The 17924-nt window shown below is 74.3% G+C and carries 14 protein-coding genes; 8 read left to right on the top strand and 6 right to left on the bottom strand.

The genetic code is table 11. The features are described 5' to 3' along the window. Positions 1–28: 28 nt before the first annotated feature. The 6 genes from AC3RKA_RS09190 to mnhG are packed head-to-tail and all read left to right on the top strand — an operon-like array spanning position 29 to position 6700. Entirely contained in the window at positions 29–3127 is a 3099-nt protein-coding gene (locus AC3RKA_RS09190) for a Na+/H+ antiporter subunit A (RefSeq protein WP_126860393.1), read from the top strand. Next, positions 3124–3684, top strand: coding sequence for an NADH-quinone oxidoreductase subunit K (locus AC3RKA_RS09185; RefSeq protein ID WP_126860394.1), 561 nt, complete (start codon positions 3124–3126; stop codon positions 3682–3684). Before AC3RKA_RS09190 ends, AC3RKA_RS09185 begins: the two co-directional genes overlap by 4 nt. Then, positions 3681–5312: a Na+/H+ antiporter subunit D gene (locus tag AC3RKA_RS09180; RefSeq protein WP_126860395.1), complete on the top strand. Its 1632-nt coding sequence runs from the start codon at positions 3681–3683 to the stop codon at positions 5310–5312. Before AC3RKA_RS09185 ends, AC3RKA_RS09180 begins: the two co-directional genes overlap by 4 nt. After that, positions 5299–5958: a Na+/H+ antiporter subunit E gene (locus AC3RKA_RS09175; protein ID WP_126860396.1), complete on the top strand. Its 660-nt coding sequence runs from the start codon at positions 5299–5301 to the stop codon at positions 5956–5958. The genes AC3RKA_RS09180 and AC3RKA_RS09175 overlap by 14 nt, the downstream gene beginning before the upstream one ends. Next, positions 5958–6296 (top strand): MrpF/PhaF family protein, encoded by a 339-nt coding sequence (locus AC3RKA_RS09170; protein ID WP_002858379.1) that lies wholly within the window; start codon positions 5958–5960, stop codon positions 6294–6296. The genes AC3RKA_RS09175 and AC3RKA_RS09170 overlap by 1 nt, the downstream gene beginning before the upstream one ends. Continuing rightward, entirely contained in the window at positions 6293–6700 is a 408-nt protein-coding gene (gene mnhG, locus AC3RKA_RS09165; protein ID WP_363739900.1) for a monovalent cation/H(+) antiporter subunit G, read from the top strand. Before AC3RKA_RS09170 ends, mnhG begins: the two co-directional genes overlap by 4 nt. 77 nt (positions 6701–6777) lie before the next feature. Here the strand turns inward: mnhG and AC3RKA_RS09160 are convergent, their stop codons facing one another. The 5 genes from AC3RKA_RS09160 to AC3RKA_RS09140 form a co-directional block, all read right to left on the bottom strand. Then, positions 6778–7056 (bottom strand): DUF4235 domain-containing protein, encoded by a 279-nt coding sequence (locus AC3RKA_RS09160; protein ID WP_036317169.1) that lies wholly within the window; start codon positions 7054–7056, stop codon positions 6778–6780. A 77-nt stretch (positions 7057–7133) separates the two neighbouring features. Then, complete coding sequence (locus AC3RKA_RS09155) at positions 7134–8135, bottom strand: aminotransferase class IV (protein ID WP_489727147.1); 1002 nt, start codon at positions 8133–8135, stop codon at positions 7134–7136. A gap of 63 nt (positions 8136–8198) precedes the next feature. Beyond that, positions 8199–11477: an MMPL family transporter gene (locus AC3RKA_RS09150; RefSeq protein ID WP_489727146.1), complete on the bottom strand. Its 3279-nt coding sequence runs from the start codon at positions 11475–11477 to the stop codon at positions 8199–8201. A 110-nt stretch (positions 11478–11587) separates the two neighbouring features. Then, positions 11588–12100, bottom strand: coding sequence for a nucleoside/nucleotide kinase family protein (locus AC3RKA_RS09145; protein ID WP_363739906.1), 513 nt, complete (start codon positions 12098–12100; stop codon positions 11588–11590). Then, positions 12097–12573 carry a MarR family winged helix-turn-helix transcriptional regulator gene (locus tag AC3RKA_RS09140; protein ID WP_489727145.1) on the bottom strand — a complete coding sequence of 159 codons (477 nt, stop codon included), beginning with the start codon at positions 12571–12573 and terminating at the stop codon, positions 12097–12099. The genes AC3RKA_RS09145 and AC3RKA_RS09140 overlap by 4 nt, the downstream gene beginning before the upstream one ends. Before the next feature lie 64 nt (positions 12574–12637). Between AC3RKA_RS09140 and AC3RKA_RS09135 the strand changes: the two genes are divergently transcribed. Beyond that, positions 12638–14932: an MMPL family transporter gene (locus tag AC3RKA_RS09135; protein ID WP_489727144.1), complete on the top strand. Its 2295-nt coding sequence runs from the start codon at positions 12638–12640 to the stop codon at positions 14930–14932. Positions 14933–15009: 77 nt separating this feature from the next. On the opposite strand, the gene AC3RKA_RS09130 is transcribed toward AC3RKA_RS09135, so the two are convergent. Then, entirely contained in the window at positions 15010–15660 is a 651-nt protein-coding gene (locus AC3RKA_RS09130; RefSeq protein ID WP_002858398.1) for a Dps family protein, read from the bottom strand. Between the two features lie 325 nt (positions 15661–15985). Here AC3RKA_RS09130 and dnaK point away from each other — a divergent pair, with 325 nt between their 5' ends. Continuing rightward, positions 15986–17845 (top strand): molecular chaperone DnaK, encoded by a 1860-nt coding sequence (dnaK, locus tag AC3RKA_RS09125; RefSeq protein WP_065572494.1) that lies wholly within the window; start codon positions 15986–15988, stop codon positions 17843–17845. Positions 17846–17924 lie beyond the last annotated feature (79 nt).

Here is a 17924-nt window from a genome sequence, read left to right as displayed (position 1 = left end):
CCTCGCCCGTGCCTGACGAAGGGACCGCATGCTCGTCACCCTGACCGCGCTCTTCGTCGTCGCGCTCGCCGCCCCGGTGCTCTTCCGGTGGACGGGACGTCAGGGGTTCTATCTGCTCGCCGCCGCTCCCGCGGCGGGTTTCGTCTGGCTGCTCACCCAGCTGCCGCAAGTGTTCGCGCTGCAGGAGGCGCTCGACGCCGGCCGGCCGGTCCCGGCCTCGGCGGCGCATCTGGACCGGGCCGTGCCCTGGGTGCCGTCCCTGGACATCACGCTCGCGTTCCGCATGGACGCGCTGGCCGCGTTCATGTCCCTGATCGTGCTCGGCGTCGGTGCGCTGGTGCTGGTGTACTGCGCCCGCTACTTCCGGGAGCACGAGGCGAAGAACGCCGTGTTCGGGGGCCAGCTGCTGGCCTTCGCCGGCGCGATGTTCGGCCTCGTCACCACGGACGACCTCATGGTGCTCTACACCTTCTGGGAGGTCACCTCCGTCCTGTCCTTCCTGCTGATCGGCTACTCCGGCCACCGCATCTTCGCGCGCCGCTCGGCCATCACCGCGCTGATCGTCACCACGGTCGGCGGCCTGGCCATGCTGGCGGGCCTGATCATGCTGGCCCAGATGGCCGGCTCCTGGCGGATCTCCGGCGTGCTGGCCGCAGCCCCCGGCCTCCTCGCGGACGACGGCGGGCGCGTCCTGCTCGAGGTCGGCGTCGGCCTCGTGCTGATCGGTGCGCTGACCAAGTCCGCCCAGGCGCCGTTCCACTTCTGGCTGCCGGGCGCGATGGCCGCCCCGACCCCGGTCTCGGCCTACCTGCACGCGGCCGCGATGGTGAAGGCCGGTGTCTTTCTCGTGGCCCGTCTGGCCCCCGCCTTCCACGAGCTGGCGACGTGGCAGGTGCTCGTGCTCGGCCTGGGCCTGTGGACCCTCATGCTGGGCGGCTGGCGGGCCCTGCGGCAGACCGACATCAAGCTCGTGCTCGCCTACGGCACGGTCTCCCAGCTCGGCTTCCTCATGGTGGCCAACGGGCTGGGCGTCCGCGACGCGGCGCTGGCCGGCCTCGGGATGCTCCTGGCGCACGCACTGTTCAAGGCCCCGCTGTTCATGGTGGTCGGCATCATCGACCACGAGGCCGGCACCCGCGACCTGCGCGAGCTCTCCGGCATCGGCCGCCGCCACCCCGTCCTCGCCGCCGTCGCCGTCCTGGCGGCCGCCTCCATGGCCGGCCTGCCCCCGCTGTTCGGGTTCGTGGCCAAGGAGGCGGTCCTGCAGAGCCTGACGGACCACGGCGAGGCCCACGGCGGCCTGCTGGCGTGGGCGCCCCTCGTGCTGATGGCCGCGGGGTCCGTGCTCACCGTGGCCTACACGTGGCGCTTCCTCTGGGGCGCCTTCGCCACCAAGCGCACCCCCGAGGGCGCCCCCGTGCCCGCCACCCGCTTCCACACGCGCGTGACCTTCCTCGAGCTGGCCCCCGCCGGGCTGCTGGCGCTCACCGGTCTGGTGCTCGCGGTCATGCCCGGGCCCCTCGAGCACCTGCTGGCCGCCCACACGGCCGCGATCCCGGCTCTGGACCCGGCCGCGTCACCGGCGCACCTGGCCCTCTGGCACGGCTGGACGCCCGCCCTCGCCGTCTCCGCCGCCGTGTGGCTGCTCGGCGCCCTGCTCGCCCTCGGCCGGCCGGGAGTCGAGGCGTTCCAGCGCCGCGTCGAGTTCCCGGTCGACGCCCTGCGGACGTACCGGAAGATCACCGGCGCCCTCGACGAGGCCGCCGTCTGGGTCACGGGGCGCACCCAGACCGGCTCCCTGCGCCGCTACCTGGCCATCATCCTCACGACGGCGGCCGGCCTGCCCGTCGCCTTCCTCCTGTTCCCCGTCGGGCGGGAGGACCGCGTCCTGGCCACCGCGTTCCTCGACGGGGACATCATCGGGGCGGAGAGTCCGGCGCAGCTGGTCATCGCCCTCATGATCGCCGTGGCCACCGTGTTCGCCGTCCGCGCCCGCCGCCGCTTCATGGCGATCATGCTGGTGTCCGTGACCGGCTACAGCTTGGCCGCCCTGTTCGCCCTGCGCGGCGCCCCGGACCTGGCGATCACCCAGGTGCTCGTGGAGTCGATCATCCTGGTCACCGTGGTCCTGGGCCTGCGCGTGCTGCCTCCGGACTGGCACACCCGCCGCACCGGGTCGCGACGGCTCGGGCGGCTGACCGTCGCCGTCGGCTTCGCCGTGTCCATGATGTGGATCGCCGCCACCGCCCTGACCGCCCGCACCGCCGAGCCCATCTCCCTGGCCATCCCGGAGCAGGCCTACGTCCACGGCCACGGCCTGAACGCGGTCAACGTGACCCTCGTGGACCTGCGCGGGTGGGACACGTGGGGCGAGATCACGGTGCTCGCGGCCGCGGCCACGGGGGTGGCCTCGCTGATCTTCCTGCAGCACCGGGACGGTCTCACCCGCAGCATCGACGACGTCGCCCCCGGCTCCGTCGGCGACTTCGGCGCCGACTCCTCGCTCGGCGCCCGCGAGCTGTCCGTCGTGCGCAGCTTCGCCGTGGACGACCGGAAGGGCCAGTGGCTCGTGGCGGGGCACACGATGGCCCCCGAGCGGCGCTCGATCATCCTGGAGGTGGTCACCCGCTTCCTGTTCCCGATCATGATGCTGCTGTCCGTGTACCTGCTGCTGGCCGGTCACAACACGCCGGGCGGCGGCTTCGCGGGCGGCCTGCTGGCCGGGCTGGCCCTGACGCTGCGGTTCCTGGCCGGCGGCCGCTTCGAGCTGCAGGAGGCCTCGCTCATCCCGGCCGGCGCCATGCTCGGCCTGGGCCTGGCGATCGCCACGGCCACCGGCCTGGCGCCGTTGTTCTTCGGCGGTCAGGTGCTGCAGTCCGCCGTCGTCGAGTTCACCGACCTGCCGCTGTTCGGGGACTCCCTGAAGCTCGTCTCGGCCACCGCGTTCGACATCGGCGTGTACTTCGTGGTCGTGGGCCTCGTGATGGACGTGCTGCGCTCGCTCGGCGGCGAAGTGGACCGCCGGGGCGAGGAGGCCCGCCGTGCGCGGGCGCGCGCCGCGTCCCGCCGTCGCCATCCCCGCATGGCCACCCCGTCCACGCCCAAGCCCGAGGAGGCCGCACCGTGACGACCGTCGACCTGGCCCTGCTCGCCGCGATGGGCGTGATGTTCGCCGGCGGCATCCACCTCGTGCTCGAGCGCAACCTGACCCGGATCCTGATCGGCGTCATGCTGATCAACAACGCCGCCGTCCTGCTGCTGTTCCTCGCGGCCGGCGGCACGGGTGCGGCCCCCCTGTTCGTGCCGGGCCGCGATCCGCGGGAGTACGCGGACACCCTGCCGCAGGCGCTGATCCTCACCGCGATCGTGATCGGCTTCGCCGTGATCGCGTTCCTGACCGCCATGATCTACCGCTCGTGGCTGCTCGTCCGCGAGGACGAGGTCGAGGTGGACGCGGAGGACGTCAAGATCGCCCGGATGCCCGCCTGGGACGCGGAGGACGACGCGGAGCTCGTGGCGGAGTCCTCCGAGTTCCTGGACGACGCCGCGGACCCCAACGCCCACTACGAGCACGCCACGGAGTCCCGACCCCACGTGCGCCACGCCTCACCCACGCCGCCCGCCCGTCCCGGTGCGGCGTCCGCCGTCCGTGCCCACCGTTCCGACGGGGGGCCGCGCCCGTGAGCATCGGCACCCTCCCCCTGACCGACCTGGCCCCGCTGGCCGTCATGCTGCCCGTGCTGGGCGCGGCCGTGACCTTCATGCTCGTGCGCCGCCCCCGCGCGCAGATCACCGTCACGGTCTCCGCGCTCGTGCTCACCCTCGTGCTGGACGCGCTGCTGCTGGCCTCGGTCTGGGACACCGGGGTCGCGGCCGTCCACCTCGGCGGCTGGCCCGCCCCGCTGGGCATCGCCCTCGTGGTGGACCGGCTCTCGGCCCTCATGCTCGTCGTGTCCGCGCTGATCACCCTGGCGGTGCTGCTGTACGCCTCGGCGCAGGGGCTGATCAACCGGGACGAGGGCGGGCCGGTCTCGATCTTCCACCCCACGTTCCTGATCCTCGTGGCGGGGGTGTCCAACGCGTTCCTCGCCGGCGACCTGTTCAACCTCTACGTGGGCTTCGAGATCCTCCTGACGTCCTCCTACGTGCTGCTGACCATGGGGGGCACCGCCCAGCGCATCCGCGCGGGCATCACCTACGTGGTGGTCTCCGTGATCTCCTCGGTGGTGTTCCTGATCGCGATCGCGATGATCTACGCGGCCACCGGCACCGTGAACATGGCGGACCTGGCCGTGAAGCTGGGCGAGCTGCCCACCGACGTGCAGATGGTCCTGCACGTGCTGCTCCTGGTGGGCTTCGGCATCAAGGCGGCCGTGTTCCCGCTGTCCTTCTGGCTGCCGGACTCGTACCCCACCGCGCCCGCCCCGGTGACCGCGGTGTTCGCGGGCCTGCTCACCAAGGTGGGCGTGTACGCGATGATCCGCACCGAGACGCTGCTCTTCCCCGGGGAGCACGTCAACGCGCTCCTGCTCGTGGTGGCCGCACTGACCATGGTGGTGGGCATCCTCGGCGCGCTGGCCCAGACGGACATCAAGCGCATCCTGTCCTTCATCCTCGTCTCGCACATCGGCTACATGATCTTCGGCCTGGGCCTGGCCACGCAGGCGGGGCTGGCGGCCACCGTGTACTACGTGGCCCACCACATCACCGTGCAGACCGCGCTCTTCCTCGTCATAGGCCTGATCGAGAACCGCGCCGGGACCGCGAACATCGACCGCCTCGGGTCCCTGGCGAAGGTCTCCCCGTTCGTGGGCGTCCTGTTCCTCGTGCCCGCGCTCAACCTCGGCGGCATCCCGCCGTTCTCCGGCTTCCTCGGCAAGGTCGGCCTGCTGCGCGGCGGCGTCGAGCAGGCCACGCCCCTGGCGTACACGCTGGTGGGCGTGTCCCTGCTCGTGTCCCTGCTGACCCTGCTCGTGGTGGTGCGCGTGTGGACCCGCGCGTTCTGGCGCCGCGTCGAGGACGTGGAGCACCCGCCCGCCCAGCTCGTGGCCGCCTACGAGCGGGCCGTGGCCCGTGGCGAGCGACCCCGCCCGCTCGAGCCGGGCCTCGTGCTGCCCACCACGGCGCTCGTGGGCCTGACGCTGGTGTTCACGGTGGCCGCCGGCCCGCTGTTCGCCCTGGCCGACGAGGCCGCCACGGACATGCTCGACCGCTCGCCCTACATCGCGGCGGTGCTCGACGATGCCGCGGCCGAGCGGGCCGCGGCCACCCTCAGCGTCGACCCGACGGAGGTGCACGATGCCCGGAAGTGACTCCGCCCGCCGCGACGCGGTGCGCCCCGACCGGATCCGGGGCATCGTGGCCCAGTGGCCGCTGATCCTCGTGATGGTGGCCGTGTGGTGCGCCCTGTGGCAGGACTTCGCCCCGCACGTGGCCCTGACCGGCCTCGCCTTCGCGCTGCTGATCCTCGCGCTCTTCCCGATGCCGGACATCCCGTTCAGCGGCCGCCTGAACCCCTGGTGGTCCCTCGTGTTCACGGTGCGGTTCCTCGTCGACGTCGTGCGCGCCTCGGTCAACGTGACCGGGGTGGTGCTGCTGCGCGGCCGCCGCGCCCGCGGCTCGATCGTGGGCGTCCCGCTGCGCAGCCACGACGACCTCATCATCACGCTCGTCAGCCACGCCCTGGCCCTGGTGCCGGGCTCGATCGTGCTGGACGTGGACCGGGTCCGCTCCGTCCTGTACCTGCACGTGCTCGACGCGACCACGGACGAGGACGTGGAGGGCTTCCGCGCCACGGCCCTCGACGTGGAGGCGGGCATCATCCGCGCCGTCGGCACACGTGAGGACCTCGAGCTGGTCCGCCGCTTCCCGAGTTCGGCGCCCCCCGCCCCCCGGAGCGAGGACCGCCGCGGCCCTGCGGACCCGTCCGCCGCCCGCCCCCCGAAGGAGGAGGCCTGATGGACCCGATGGACCTGGCCACGTGGGCCGGCGGGGCGCTGCTCGTGGTCGGCGCCCTCGGTGCGCTCTACCGGATCGTGCGCGGCCCCTCGCTGCTGGACCGGGCGATCGCCACGGACGTGCTGCTCGTGGTGTTCTCCGGGATGCTCGTCCTGGAGATGGCCGTGCACCGCCACACGCACCACGTGGTCCTCGTGGTGCTGGCCGCCGCCGTCGGCTTCGTCGGCTCGGTGACGGTGGCGCGCTTCGCGGAGGACCGGCGCCCGGACCACTCGCTCGAGGACCAGGCGCGCGTGCCCGGCACCACGGACGTGCCGGGCGGGGAGGAGGACCGATGACCGAGACCGCCACGCTCCTGGACTGGCTGGCTGCGTTCCTGCTCGTGAGCGGCGCCTTCTTCTCCCTGGTGGCCGGCGTGGGCCTGCTCGTGCTGCCGGACCTGCTGGCCCGCATGCACGCCTCCGCCAAGCCGCAGGTCCTCGGCCTGCTGCTCATGCTCGCCGGGCTGGCGATCGAGTGGCGCTCGTGGGTGTGGCTGCCCGTGCTGTTCCTGGCGTGGGTCACCCAGATGGTCACGGCCCCGGTGGCCTCCCACCTGGTGGGCCGCACGGGCTACCGCACCAAGCACGCCCGCCGTGAGCTGCTGCACCGGGACGAGCTGGCCGCCGTCGTCCGTCGGGCCGAGCCCCCGGCGGACCCCGGGCCGCGCCGCGCCGGCGCCCGGCCGCGCGGCCGCGGCTGACACCACCCCGCACAGCACGACGGCCGCCGTCCGGATCCCTCCGGGCGGCGGCCGTCGTCGTGGGGCGGCGGGGCGGCTCAGACCTCGTGGTCCACGCGGTGCGCGGTGGACTCGGACACCTTGCGGATCGCGGCGCCGGCGCCGCGCTGGCCGGCGACCTTCAGCAGCGCCGCGACGCCCGCGGAGATGAACGCGAAGGACAGGGCCTCGACGAGCGGCAGCGTCTCGTCGGCCGCGTCGTCCGGGGCGCTGTGGCCGGTGACGAGCCGCCAGCCGCCCGCGACCACGCGGGAGCCGACGATGCCGCCGACCAGCGTGATGCCGGCGGACAGGGCCTTCTGGACGAGCGTGTTCATGGTGCGCCTTCCGTGGTCGGGGATCTCACGTGCGGTTGTGGCCGCGGCCGACGACGCCGGACGGGCCGGTCCCCAGCCTAGCCCGCGGTGGGCACCGGGTCGCCGGCGACGTGCCGGCCGGGGTCGCCGTCGGCGTCCAGATGGGCCTGCAGCATGCCGGTGAGCTCGTGGTCCACGGGGATCTCGACGCCGTCGACGGCGCGCACCGGCAGGACGCCGCGCACCGAGGAGACGAGCCAGACGCCGTCGGCGCCCTGAAGGTCGGCCGGGACGAGCGGGCCGTAGCCGAGCTCCCAGCCGTCCGCGTGGGCGGCCGCGAAGATCACGGCCTGCGACGTCCCGGCGAGGATGCCCTTCTGGCGCAGTGGGGTGAGGAGGCGGCGGACGCCGTCCTCCCCGGTGCGCACGATCAGCACCGTGGAGGTGGGGCCCTCGAGCAGGTAGCCGTCCGCGCTGGTGAAGACGACGTCGTCGGCGCCGTGGTCGCGGGCGTAGCGCAGGGCGGCCATGTTCACGGCGTAGGAGAGGGTCTTCGCACCGGTGAGCAGCCACGGGGAGCGCTCGGGGGCCTGCGAGTCGATGCCGCGGTCCAGCAGCAGCACCCGCAGCCCCCGCCGCCGCTCCTCGTCCTGGATCGCCGGGGCCGGGCTCAGCAGCGCCCACGCGGTGGGCGCGGGCCCGCCGCCCGCGGCCGCGTCCGGGCCGCGGGTGACGGTCAGGCGCACGGCGAGGCGGTCCCCGGGGGCGACGTCGTTGGCCTCGGAGAACGCACGCAGACCCAGCGCGACGGCGGCCTCCCACGCCGCCGCCTCGGGGGCGGCCAGCTGCAGGGCGGCGGCGGACGCGGCCAGCCGGCCGAGGTGGGCCCCGAGCTTGCGCATGCGCAGGGTCCCGAGCCCGTCGGCGACGGCGAGCGCCGTCTCGAAGATGCCGTCGCCGCGCGTGACCCCCTGGTCCGTGACGCTCAGGTGCGGGACGGCCGGGTCCGCGAGCCGCGGGGCGGGGGCGCCGTCCGCGTCCGTCTCGAGCAGGACGAGGACGGGCGAGCCGGCAGCGGGGGAGAAGGAAGTGGGACGCATCCGCCCAGGATAGACGCCCGCCCCCGGCCGATCGGGGCCGGGGGCGGGCGTCAGGAGGGACGGTCAGGCCCGGTGGGCGCCGCCGTCCGGGGCGGGGCCGGAGGGCTGCCCCGGGGTGTGGGCGCGCTCGAGCTGGGCGCCCTCCACGTCCACGTCCGGCATGATGCGGTCCAGCCACCGGGGTAGCCACCACGCCGCGTCCCCGAGCAGGTGCATCAGGGCCGGCATCAGCAGCAGCCGGACGACGAACGCGTCCAGCAGCACGCCGAAGGCCAGGCCGAAGCCGATCGGGCGGATCATCGCGTCCTCGGCGAAGATGAAGCCGCCGAACACGGAGATCATGATGATCGCCGCGGCCATCACCACCGCGCGGCCCGAGCGCAGGCCGGACAGCACCGCCTGGCGGGCCGGCAGGCCGTGTGCGTAGGCCTCGCGCATGCCGGAGGCGATGAACAGCTGGTAGTCCATGGCCAGCCCGAACAGCACGCCGACCATGATGGTCGGCAGGAAGCTGAGCACCGGGCCCGGGTTGTGGACGCCGAACAGGGCGCCCAGCCAGCCCCACTGGTAGATGGCCACCACCCCGCCCATCGCCGCGAACACCGAGAGCATGAAGCCGCCGGTGGCGATCAGGGGCACCAGGATGGAGCGGAACACCAGGATCATGATCAGCAGGGACAGGCCCACCACCACGCCGAGGTAGAGCGGCAGGGCCTCTGCCAGGGTGTCCGAGACGTCGATGAAGCCGCTGGTCACCCCCGCCACGCCCGGGTTCGAGGCGTCGCCGGCCGGGTCCAGGGACCGCAGCTCGCGCACGAGCTCCTCCGTGGAGACCGCGTTGGGCCCCTCCTCGGGCAGCACCTGGTACATCGCGACCGTGCGGTCCTCGTTGAAGCCCGCCGGCACCACGGCGTGCGCGTGGTCGAGGGCGGCCAGCTGCTCGCCGACGTCGAGCTGGGCGTCCGTGGCGCGCCCCTCGTCGAGGCCGGCGGGCAGGTCCACGGTGACCACGAGCGGGCCGTTGTAGCCCTCGCCGAACTTCTCGGCCGTGAGCTCGTAGGCGAGCTGGGAGTCCGAGCCCTCGGGCTCGGAGCCGCCGTCCGGCAGGCCCAGGCGCATGGACCAGAACGGCACGGCCACGAGGACGAGCAGGGCCACGGAGGCGAGCGCCGTGGCGAGGGCGGTCGGCGTGGACAGCGTGGCGCGGCGGTGGGCGCGGCGCACGGCGTGGGCGCCCTCGCCGACGGCCGGGGAGGTGGCGGTGAGCCGGTCGCGCTCCCGGCGGGAGAGCACGCGCGGGCCGGCCAGGGCCAGCAGGGCCGGGGTCAGGGTGATCGCCACGAGCACGGCGACGGCCACGCAGACCGCGCCCACCGTGCCCATCAGGCCCAGGAAGCCGATGCCGGTGACGTTCAGGGCCGCGAGGGCGATCACCACGGTCACGCCGGCGAACACCACGGCGTTGCCGGAGGTGCCGGTGGCCAGCGCGATCGACTCGTGCAGGCCCGTGCCGCGCCGCAGCTCATGGCGGTGCCGGTTGACGATGAACAGCGCGTAGTCGATGCCCACGGCCAGGCCCAGCATCACCCCGAGCACCGGGGTCACGGAGATCATCTCCACGGCGGAGGAGAACGCGAGCGCCCCGGCGGCGCCCACGCCCACGCCCACCAGCGCGTTGACCAGCGGCAGACCCGCGCCCACGAGGGTGCCGAGCATGACCACCAGCACGATCGCGGCGACCACGAGGCCCACGACCTCGCCCGGGCCGAGCAGGGAGGGCACGGTGGCGTTGAGCTCCTGGGACGGATGCACCGCCACGCCGTCGATGTCCGCGCCGGTGAGGGTGCCGGTGACCGCCTCCTTGTCCTCGGCGGTCACGTCCAGGGTCGGCGTCGTGAAGGTGACGATCCCGACGGCGGTGCTGCCGTCCTCGGACACGGTGCGGAAGTCCTCCGCGAGGGCCAGGGTGCGCTCGCCGCGCTCGGCCTCGACGCGGCCCTCGTCCAGCTCGGTGCGGCCGTCGGCGAGGTCCGCCTCGGCCTGGTCCAGGCGCTCCGCGCCGGCGGCCAGCTGGGCCCGGCCGTCCTCGAGCTCGGCGACGCCCTGCTCGTACTCGGCCCGGCCCTCGTCGATCTTCTGCTGCTGCGCGTCCAGCTCGGCCTCGGCCGCGTCCAGGGCCTGCTGCCGTCCCGCGGCCACCTGCTCGCGGCCGGCCTCGAGCTCGGCCTCGGACTCCTGCAGCTGCTGCCGGCCGGCGGCGAGTCGGGCGGCGCCGTCGTCGGCCTCGGCCTGGGCCGCCGCGAGCTGTTCGGCGCCGTCGTCGGCCTCGGCCTGGGCGGCCTCCAGCTGGGCGCGGGCGGCGTCGGCCCGGTCCTGACCGGCCGCCAGCTCTGCCTCGCCGGCGGCGAGCTGCGCCTCCTGGTCGGCGAACTGCGCGGCGACCTGCTCCGCCGGGATGCCGGCGGCCTCGGCCTCGGCCAGGGCGGCGTCCCGGGCCTGCTCGAGCTCGGCGCGGCCCGCGGCCAGCTGCTCGGCCTGGGCGTCGAGCTCGGCCTGCCCGGCCTCGAGCTCGGTCCACCGGTCGCCGAGCTCGGCCTGCCCGGCCTCGAGCTCCTGACGCTGCGCGTCGATCTCGGCCTGGCCGGCCTCGAGACGCTCCGCCTGCTCCTCGAGCTCGGCGCGGCCGGCGTCGAGCTGCTCCTGGCCCTCGGCCACCTGCTGCTCGGCCTCCCGGAGCGGGGCCAGGGCGTCGGCCGGCAGGGCCTCCAGGCCACGCTCCTCGAGGTCGGCGCGCGCGGCGTCGAGCTTGGCCTGCCCCTCCTCCAGCTGGGCGGCGGCCTCGGCGAGGCGCTGCTCGCCCGCGTCGGCCTCGGCCGTGCGCCGCTCGAGCTCGGCCCGGCCGTCCTCGATCTCCTGGCGACCGTCCGCGAGGCGCTGCTCGCCGTCGGCCAGCTCGGTGCGGCCCTCGTCGAGCCGGGTGCGGGCGTCGTCCTGCTGGGCCTGGGCCTCGAACGGGTCCACGACGCCCTCCACGGCCTCCTGTTCGGCGACGTCGTCCAGCAGGGCGGTGATCTGCTCGCGCTGGGCGTCGGTCAGGGGGGAGCCGTCCTCGGTGGTGAACACGACCTGGCCCCTGCCGCGGGAGGCCTCGGGGAACTCCTCCTTGAGGCGGTCCGTGACCTGGGCGGTGGGCGTGCCGGGGATGGTGACGGTGGAGGAGAGCGTGCCGCCGAAGGCGAGGAATCCGCCGACGGCGAGGGCCAGGGCGAGCACCCAGGCGAGGATCACGAGGAGGGGGCGGCGGGCGGCGCCGAGGCCGAGACGGTAGAGCAGTGTCGCCATGGGAAGGGGAGGTCTCCGTGCGCTGGGGTGGGACGCGGCCGGACGCGGCGCGCCGCCTCCGATGCTACACCTAAGCGGAGCGCACCGCTCCGGTCCGGGCGGCGCCGCCGTCAGGTGGAGGGCAGGCGCAGGATCAGGTCCGCCGCGGCGCGCGGGGCGTGCCGGGCCAGGTAGTCCTCCTCCTGTGCGGCCCAGCGGTCCCAGTGGGGGGCGAAGGTGTCGCCGTCCCGGGCCAGCGCCCGCGTGCGTCGCGCGGGGGTCTCGAGCTCGAGCCACACCGCCAGGTCGAGCAGCGGTCGGGCGGCGGTGCTGAGCGCGCCCACGCCCTCGCACACCACGACGTCGGCCGGCGCGGTCCCCCGCGGCGGGCCGGGTGCGGCGCGGTGCCAGTCCCACGTGGTCCAGGTCGCCGTGCCCCGCTCCCGCAGCGCGCGCACGACGGCCGGATAGGGGCCGTCGTCGCCCACCGCCGCGGCCAGTCCGTCCCAGCCCCGGTACATGGACTCGATCTCGATCACCTCGACACGCGCGAACGGTGCGATCCGAGTCGCGAGCGCGGCGGCGAGGACGGTCTTGCCCGACCCCGAGCGGCCGTCCAGGCCGATGAGCGCCGGTCGGGTCACGGGTCCTCCGGTGCGGGGTCCGTCAGTGCGACGGTGGCCGCCTCGAGCACCCGCACCGCAGCCCGCAGCTCCGCGGCGGAGAATCCCTCGAGGGCGGCGCTCAGCCGCTGGGACATCGGTTCGAACGCGCGCTGTCCGTCGCGGCGGGCCGTGTCCGTGTGCTCCACCAGCACGCGCCGCCGGTCGCCCTCGTCCCGGCGGCGGCGGACGTGGCCCGCGGCGGCCAGGCGGTCCACGAGGGCGGTGGCCGAGGCCCGGGTGAGGTGCAGGTGGGCGCCGAGGTCCGAGGCCGTGACGGGCTCACCGGCCTCCGCGCGGGCCATCAGGTACGCGAGGGCTCTGAGGTCCGTGCGGTGCAGGCCGACGCCGCGGCCGGCCTCGTCGACGGCGTGCTCCGCGCTCTCGCTGAAGACGCGCAGCGCGTGGACCACGGCGAGGTGCTCCGCGGGGGCGGAGGGGGGCTGCGTGGTCATGGCCGGGAGTCTAGCCAGCCCCCATGGTTGTTTGATCATCGAACCATCCCCTACGCTCGGTGGCATGCCCACCCCGCCTGACCTCTCCGCCTACCGCACCCCCGCCGCGCCGGGGCGCTCCCCCCGGGGGCTGCGGCTGGGCCTGGCCGCGGCGCTCGCCGTGGTCTGGTTCGCCGTGCTCGGCCTGGGCGGCCCCGTGTTCGGCAGGATCGGCGACGTCTCCTCGAACGACCAGGCCACCTTCCTGCCGGCGTCGGCCGAGTCCACCCGCGCGGGGGAGGAGGCGGCGGCGTTCCAGGACGGCGAGGCCGTGCCCGCCGTCGTCGTGGGCTCGGCGAGCACCGCGGACCCCGCGACCGCCTTCCCCGCGCTCGCGGACCTCGCGGGCCGGCTGGGCGAGGTGCCGGGCGTGACCGACGTCGCCGGCCCGATCCCCTCCGACGACGGCGCGGCGGTGCAGTTCCTGGCCTTCGTCGACTCCTCGGCCGGGGCTGAGCGGCCCGTGGCCGACGTGGTGGCCGACCTGCGGGAGGTCGTGGCGGACCCGGCGGGCGCCGACCCCGCCCTTGCCGGCACCGTGGCCGCAGACACCGAGTGGCACGTGGGCGGTCCGGCGGGCCTGGTCGCGGAGCTGGGCGGCGCATTCGCGGGGATCGACGGGCTGCTGCTGCTCGTGGCGCTCGTCGTGGTGTTCGTGATCCTCGTGGCGGTCTACCGCTCCGTGCTGCTGCCGGTCCTCGTGCTCCTGACGGCCGTGGCCGCGCTCTGCGGCGCGATCGTGGCCGTCTACGGGATGGCCCTGGCGGGCTGGATCCAGCTCAACGGCCAGGCCCAGGGCATCCTCTCGATCCTCGTGATCGGCGCGGCCACCGACTACTGCCTCCTGCTCGTGGCCCGGCACCGCGAGGAGCTGCTGGTCCGGGCGGACGTCGGGGAGGCGCTGCGGGCCGCCGTGCGCGGGTCCTTCGGCGCGATCACCGCGTCCGCCTCGACCGTGGCCCTCGCCCTGCTGATCCTGATGGCCTCGGACCTCAACTCGACGCGTTCCCTCGGCCCCGTGGCCGCCACGGGTGTGGCGTTCGCGTGGCTCGCCGCCCTGACCCTGCTGCCGGCGCTGCTGCGGCTGACCGGGCGTGCCGCCTTCTGGCCCACGATCCCGTCCCCCGAGCGCGCGCGCCGTCGCGCGGAGCGCCGTGCCGCCCGGGGCCGGGCCTTCACCCCGCCGCTCGACGGCGCGGGCCGACCCGTCGCCGGCCTCGAGGAGGACCACGGGGTGTGGACGCGGGTGGGCGCCGTCGTCGCGCGCCGGCCCCGTCTCGTCTGGGTCGCCACGACGGTCGTGCTCCTCGCCCTCTGCGGCGGTCTGCTGCAGCTGCGCGCAGGCGGCGTCGCCCAGGAGGACGTGCTGCTCGGCGACTCCGACGCCCGGCAGGCCCAGGCGCTGCTGAGCGAGCACTTCGACGCCGGCGCGGGCGCCCCCGCCCAGATCCTCGCCCCGGCCGGGGACGCCGAGGCGGTGCTCGCCGCCGTCGCGGAGGACCCCGGCGTGGCCGAGGCGGAGGTCACCGCGGACGCCCCCGGGACCGCCGCGGGCCCGCCCCCGGGCGCGCTCGAGGCGGAGGGCGGGACGGGCGCCGCGTCCGCGCCGGAGCCGCAGCCTCGCGTGGTGGACGGCCGCGTGCTGGTCTCGGCCACCCTGGCGGACCCGGGCGAGTCCCTCGCCGCGCAGCAGACCGTGGCCCGCCTGCGCGACCGGCTCGCGGATCTCCCCACCTCGGGCGAGATCCTCGTGGGCGGCCCGGCGGCCCAGGCGCTGGACACGAACGTCACCACGCAGCGCGACCTGCGGGTCGTCATCCCGCTGATCCTCGCGATGCTGCTGGCCATCCTCGCGGTGCTGCTGCGCTCGCTCCTGGCGCCCGTGCTGCTCGTGGCGGCCACCGTGGTCAGCTTCGGTGCGGCCCTGGGCGTCTCGGCCCTCGTGTTCCGGCACGTGTTCGGCTTCGAGGACGCCGACCCCACCGTGCCGCTGTACGGCTTCGTCTTCCTCGTGGCCCTCGGGATCGACTACACGATCTTCCTGATGACCCGGGCGCGGGAGGAGACGCCGCGGCACGGCACGCGGGCGGGCGTGCTGCGCGCCCTCACCGTCACGGGCGGGGTCATCACCTCGGCCGGCGTCGTGCTGGCGGCCACCTTCGCCGCGCTCGCGGTGATCCCGCTGATGTTCATGGTGCAGCTGGCGTTCATCGTGGCCTTCGGCGTGCTGCTGGACACACTGGTGGTGCGCACGCTGCTGATCCCGGCGCTCGTGCGGGACATCGGCCCGCGCGTCTGGTGGCCGGCGCGGGCCGCCTGAGCCCGGACGGCGACGGAGGGCCCGACCGGCGGTGCAGTCGGGCCCTCCGTGCATGCGGGCGCCTCAGGGGCGCGCGGTCACTTCTTCTTGGACTTCTTCGCGTTCGAGGCCGTGGCCTTCTTGGCATCCGACTTCTTCGAGCGCGCGCCCTGCGGGGCGGGCGCGGCCTGGTCGTCCTTCACCCGGCCCGCGGCGGCGGCCTCCGTGGCCGCGCCCGCGCTGCTCAGGCGGCCGTCGTCCGTGGTCAGGAAGGAGCGCATGAACCACTGGAACAGCTCGAGCTGGGCCACCTGGTCGATGAGGATGTCCTGGGTGACCGGGTCGAGGTCCTCGGTGGCGTCGATCGCGGCCCGGTGGTCCGTCACGACGCCGTCGTAGACGAGGTCCAGCGCGGCCAGGTGCTCCAGGGTCGTCGCGCGGCCCAGCGTGTAGTCGTCCCACGCACGGGCGGCCACGAGCGCGCCCGGGGTGCCGGCGGGGGAGACGCCCAGGGTGGCGATGCGCTCCGCGAGGACGTCCACCATCCCGCGGACCAGCTCGATCTGGGGGTCGAGCATCTCGTGCACGCCGATGAAGCCGGGGCCCACCACGTTCCAGTGGGCGTGCTTCAGGGTGAGCTGCAGGTCGTTGAGGGCGTGCAGGCGACCCTGGAGGATCTCGGCGGTGCGGCGGCCCGTGCTCAGGGACAGGCCCGGGACGGTGTACTCGGCGGCGTTCTTCTCGGCCATGGTGGTGCTCCTTCTCTGTCGGGACGGGCGCGCCGTCGGCGACGCCCCGTGATCTGCCATCCAACCGCGCGAGACCCCCGCGCTTCCAGGGCCGGGCGCCTGCACCGGGACGGATCAGGGATGGACCCGGGGCCCGGGAATGGATCGCGGACGGCCCGCGTTGACCCCCGCAGAAGCAGAAGTGAGTGAAGTCGACTCAGGTTCACTTGACAGTCCACCACCCCGGTGGCAACCTGAGTCATGAAGGCTCAAGTCCCTGCGGCGCCGGCGCCCCCGGCCCGCGGGTCCGGCCCCCGCTTCACCGTCAGACAGGAAGGACCCCACCATGTCCCGTGCAGTCGGCATCGACCTCGGCACCACCAACTCCGTCGTCGCCGTCCTCGAGGGTGGCGACCCGGTCGTCATCGCGAACGCCGAGGGCGCCCGCACCACCCCGTCCGTCGTCGCGTTCTCCAAGGGCGGGGACGTCCTGGTCGGCGAGGTCGCCAAGCGCCAGGCCGTCAACAACCCGGAGCGCACCTTCGCGTCCATCAAGCGCCACATGGGCACCGACTGGACCACCGAGGTGGACGGCAAGAAGTACACCCCGCAGGAGATCTCGGCCCGCACGCTGATGAAGCTCAAGCACGACGCCGAGGAGTACCTGGGCGAGAAGGTCACCGACGCGGTGATCACCGTGCCCGCCTACTTCAACGACGCCGAGCGCCAGGCCACCAAGGAGGCCGGCGAGATCGCGGGCCTGAACGTCAAGCGCATCATCAACGAGCCCACCGCGGCCGCCCTGGCCTACGGCCTGGAGAAGGGCAAGGAGGACGAGCTCATCCTGGTCTTCGACCTGGGCGGCGGCACCTTCGACGTGTCCCTGCTCGAGGTCGCCAAGGACGAGGACGACTTCGCCACCATCCAGGTGCGCGCCACCGCAGGCGACAACCGCCTCGGCGGCGACGACTGGGACCAGCGGATCGTGGACTGGCTGCTCCAGCAGGCCAAGTCCAAGGGCGCGGACCTGTCCAAGGACAAGATCGCCCTGCAGCGACTGAAGGAGGCCGCGGAGCAGGCCAAGAAGGAGCTCTCCTCGGCCACCTCCACCAACATCTCGCTGCAGTACCTGTCCGTGACCCCCGAGGGCCCGGTGCACCTGGACGAGCACCTCTCCCGCGCCAAGTTCCAGGACCTCACCAAGGACCTGCTCGAGCGCACCCGCAAGCCGTTCGAGGACGTCATCAAGGAGGCCGGCGTCAAGGTCTCCGACATCGACCACGTGGTCCTCGTCGGCGGCTCGACCCGCATGCCCGCCGTCTCCGACCTGGTGAAGGAGCTGACCGGCGGCAAGGAGCCCAACAAGAGCGTGAACCCGGACGAGGTCGTCGCCATCGGCGCCGCGGTGCAGGCCGGCGTGCTCGCCGGCGAGCGCAAGGACGTGCTCCTGATCGACGTGACCCCGCTGTCGCTGGGCATCGAGACCAAGGGCGGCGTGATGGCCAAGCTCATCGAGCGCAACACGGCCATCCCGACCAAGCGCTCCGAGACGTTCACCACGGCCGAGGACAACCAGCCCTCCGTGTCCATCCAGGTCTTCCAGGGCGAGCGCGAGTTCACCCGGGACAACAAGGCGCTGGGCACCTTCGAGCTGACCGGCATCGCCCCGGCCCCGCGCGGCATGCCCCAGATCGAGGTCACCTTCGACATCGACGCGAACGGCATCGTGCACGTCTCCGCGAAGGACAAGGGCACCGGCACCGAGCAGTCGATGACCATCACGGGCGGCTCCTCGCTGTCCAAGGAGGACATCGACCGCATGGTCAAGGACGCCGAGGCTCACGCCGACGAGGACAGGAAGCGCCGTGAGGCCGCCGACCGCCGCAACCAGGCGGAGCAGTCCGCGTACTCCGTGGACAAGCTCCTGCAGGACAACGCGGACAAGCTGCCCGAGGACGTCAAGACCGAGGTGCAGGCCGACGTCGACGCTCTGAAGGCCGCCCTGGAGAAGCAGGACAACGACGACGAGGTCGCCGCCGCGTTCGAGAAGCTCCAGGCCTCCCAGGTCAAGATCGGCGAGGCCCTCTACGCCCAGCAGGGCGCGGAGTCGGCCGACGCCGGCGCCGAGTCCGCCGCCCCGCAGGGCGACGACGAGGACATCGTCGACGCCGAGGTGGTCGACGAGGACGACGAGAAGAAGGCCTGACACCCCGGTGCCGGGGCGGGCGTCCACGCCCGCCCCGCCCGGAGGCCCACGACGCCGGCGGGCCGGCCCGGCAGCGCCC

It is taken from the genome of Micrococcus sp. iso_229, from assembly GCF_058072725.1.
This window is presented reverse-complemented; position numbering and strand designations above follow the sequence as displayed.

Excerpts from the sequence above, each read along its gene's own strand:
- AC3RKA_RS09190 (WP_126860393.1), top strand. The coding sequence starts at position 29 with ATGCTCGTCACCCTGACCGCGCTCTTCGTCGTCGCGCTCGCCGCCCCG.
- AC3RKA_RS09175 (WP_126860396.1), top strand. The coding sequence starts at position 5,299 with ATGCCCGGAAGTGACTCCGCCCGCCGCGACGCGGTGCGCCCCGACCGG.
- AC3RKA_RS09170 (WP_002858379.1), top strand. The coding sequence starts at position 5,958 with ATGGACCCGATGGACCTGGCCACGTGGGCCGGCGGGGCGCTGCTCGTG.
- mnhG (WP_363739900.1), top strand. The coding sequence starts at position 6,293 with ATGACCGAGACCGCCACGCTCCTGGACTGGCTGGCTGCGTTCCTGCTC.
- AC3RKA_RS09160 (WP_036317169.1), bottom strand. The coding sequence starts at position 7,056 with ATGAACACGCTCGTCCAGAAGGCCCTGTCCGCCGGCATCACGCTGGTC.
- AC3RKA_RS09155 (WP_489727147.1), bottom strand. The coding sequence starts at position 8,135 with ATGCGTCCCACTTCCTTCTCCCCCGCTGCCGGCTCGCCCGTCCTCGTC.
- AC3RKA_RS09150 (WP_489727146.1), bottom strand. The coding sequence starts at position 11,477 with ATGGCGACACTGCTCTACCGTCTCGGCCTCGGCGCCGCCCGCCGCCCC.
- AC3RKA_RS09140 (WP_489727145.1), bottom strand. The coding sequence starts at position 12,573 with ATGACCACGCAGCCCCCCTCCGCCCCCGCGGAGCACCTCGCCGTGGTC.
- AC3RKA_RS09135 (WP_489727144.1), top strand. The coding sequence starts at position 12,638 with ATGCCCACCCCGCCTGACCTCTCCGCCTACCGCACCCCCGCCGCGCCG.
- AC3RKA_RS09130 (WP_002858398.1), bottom strand. The coding sequence starts at position 15,660 with ATGGCCGAGAAGAACGCCGCCGAGTACACCGTCCCGGGCCTGTCCCTG.
- dnaK (WP_065572494.1), top strand. The coding sequence starts at position 15,986 with ATGTCCCGTGCAGTCGGCATCGACCTCGGCACCACCAACTCCGTCGTC.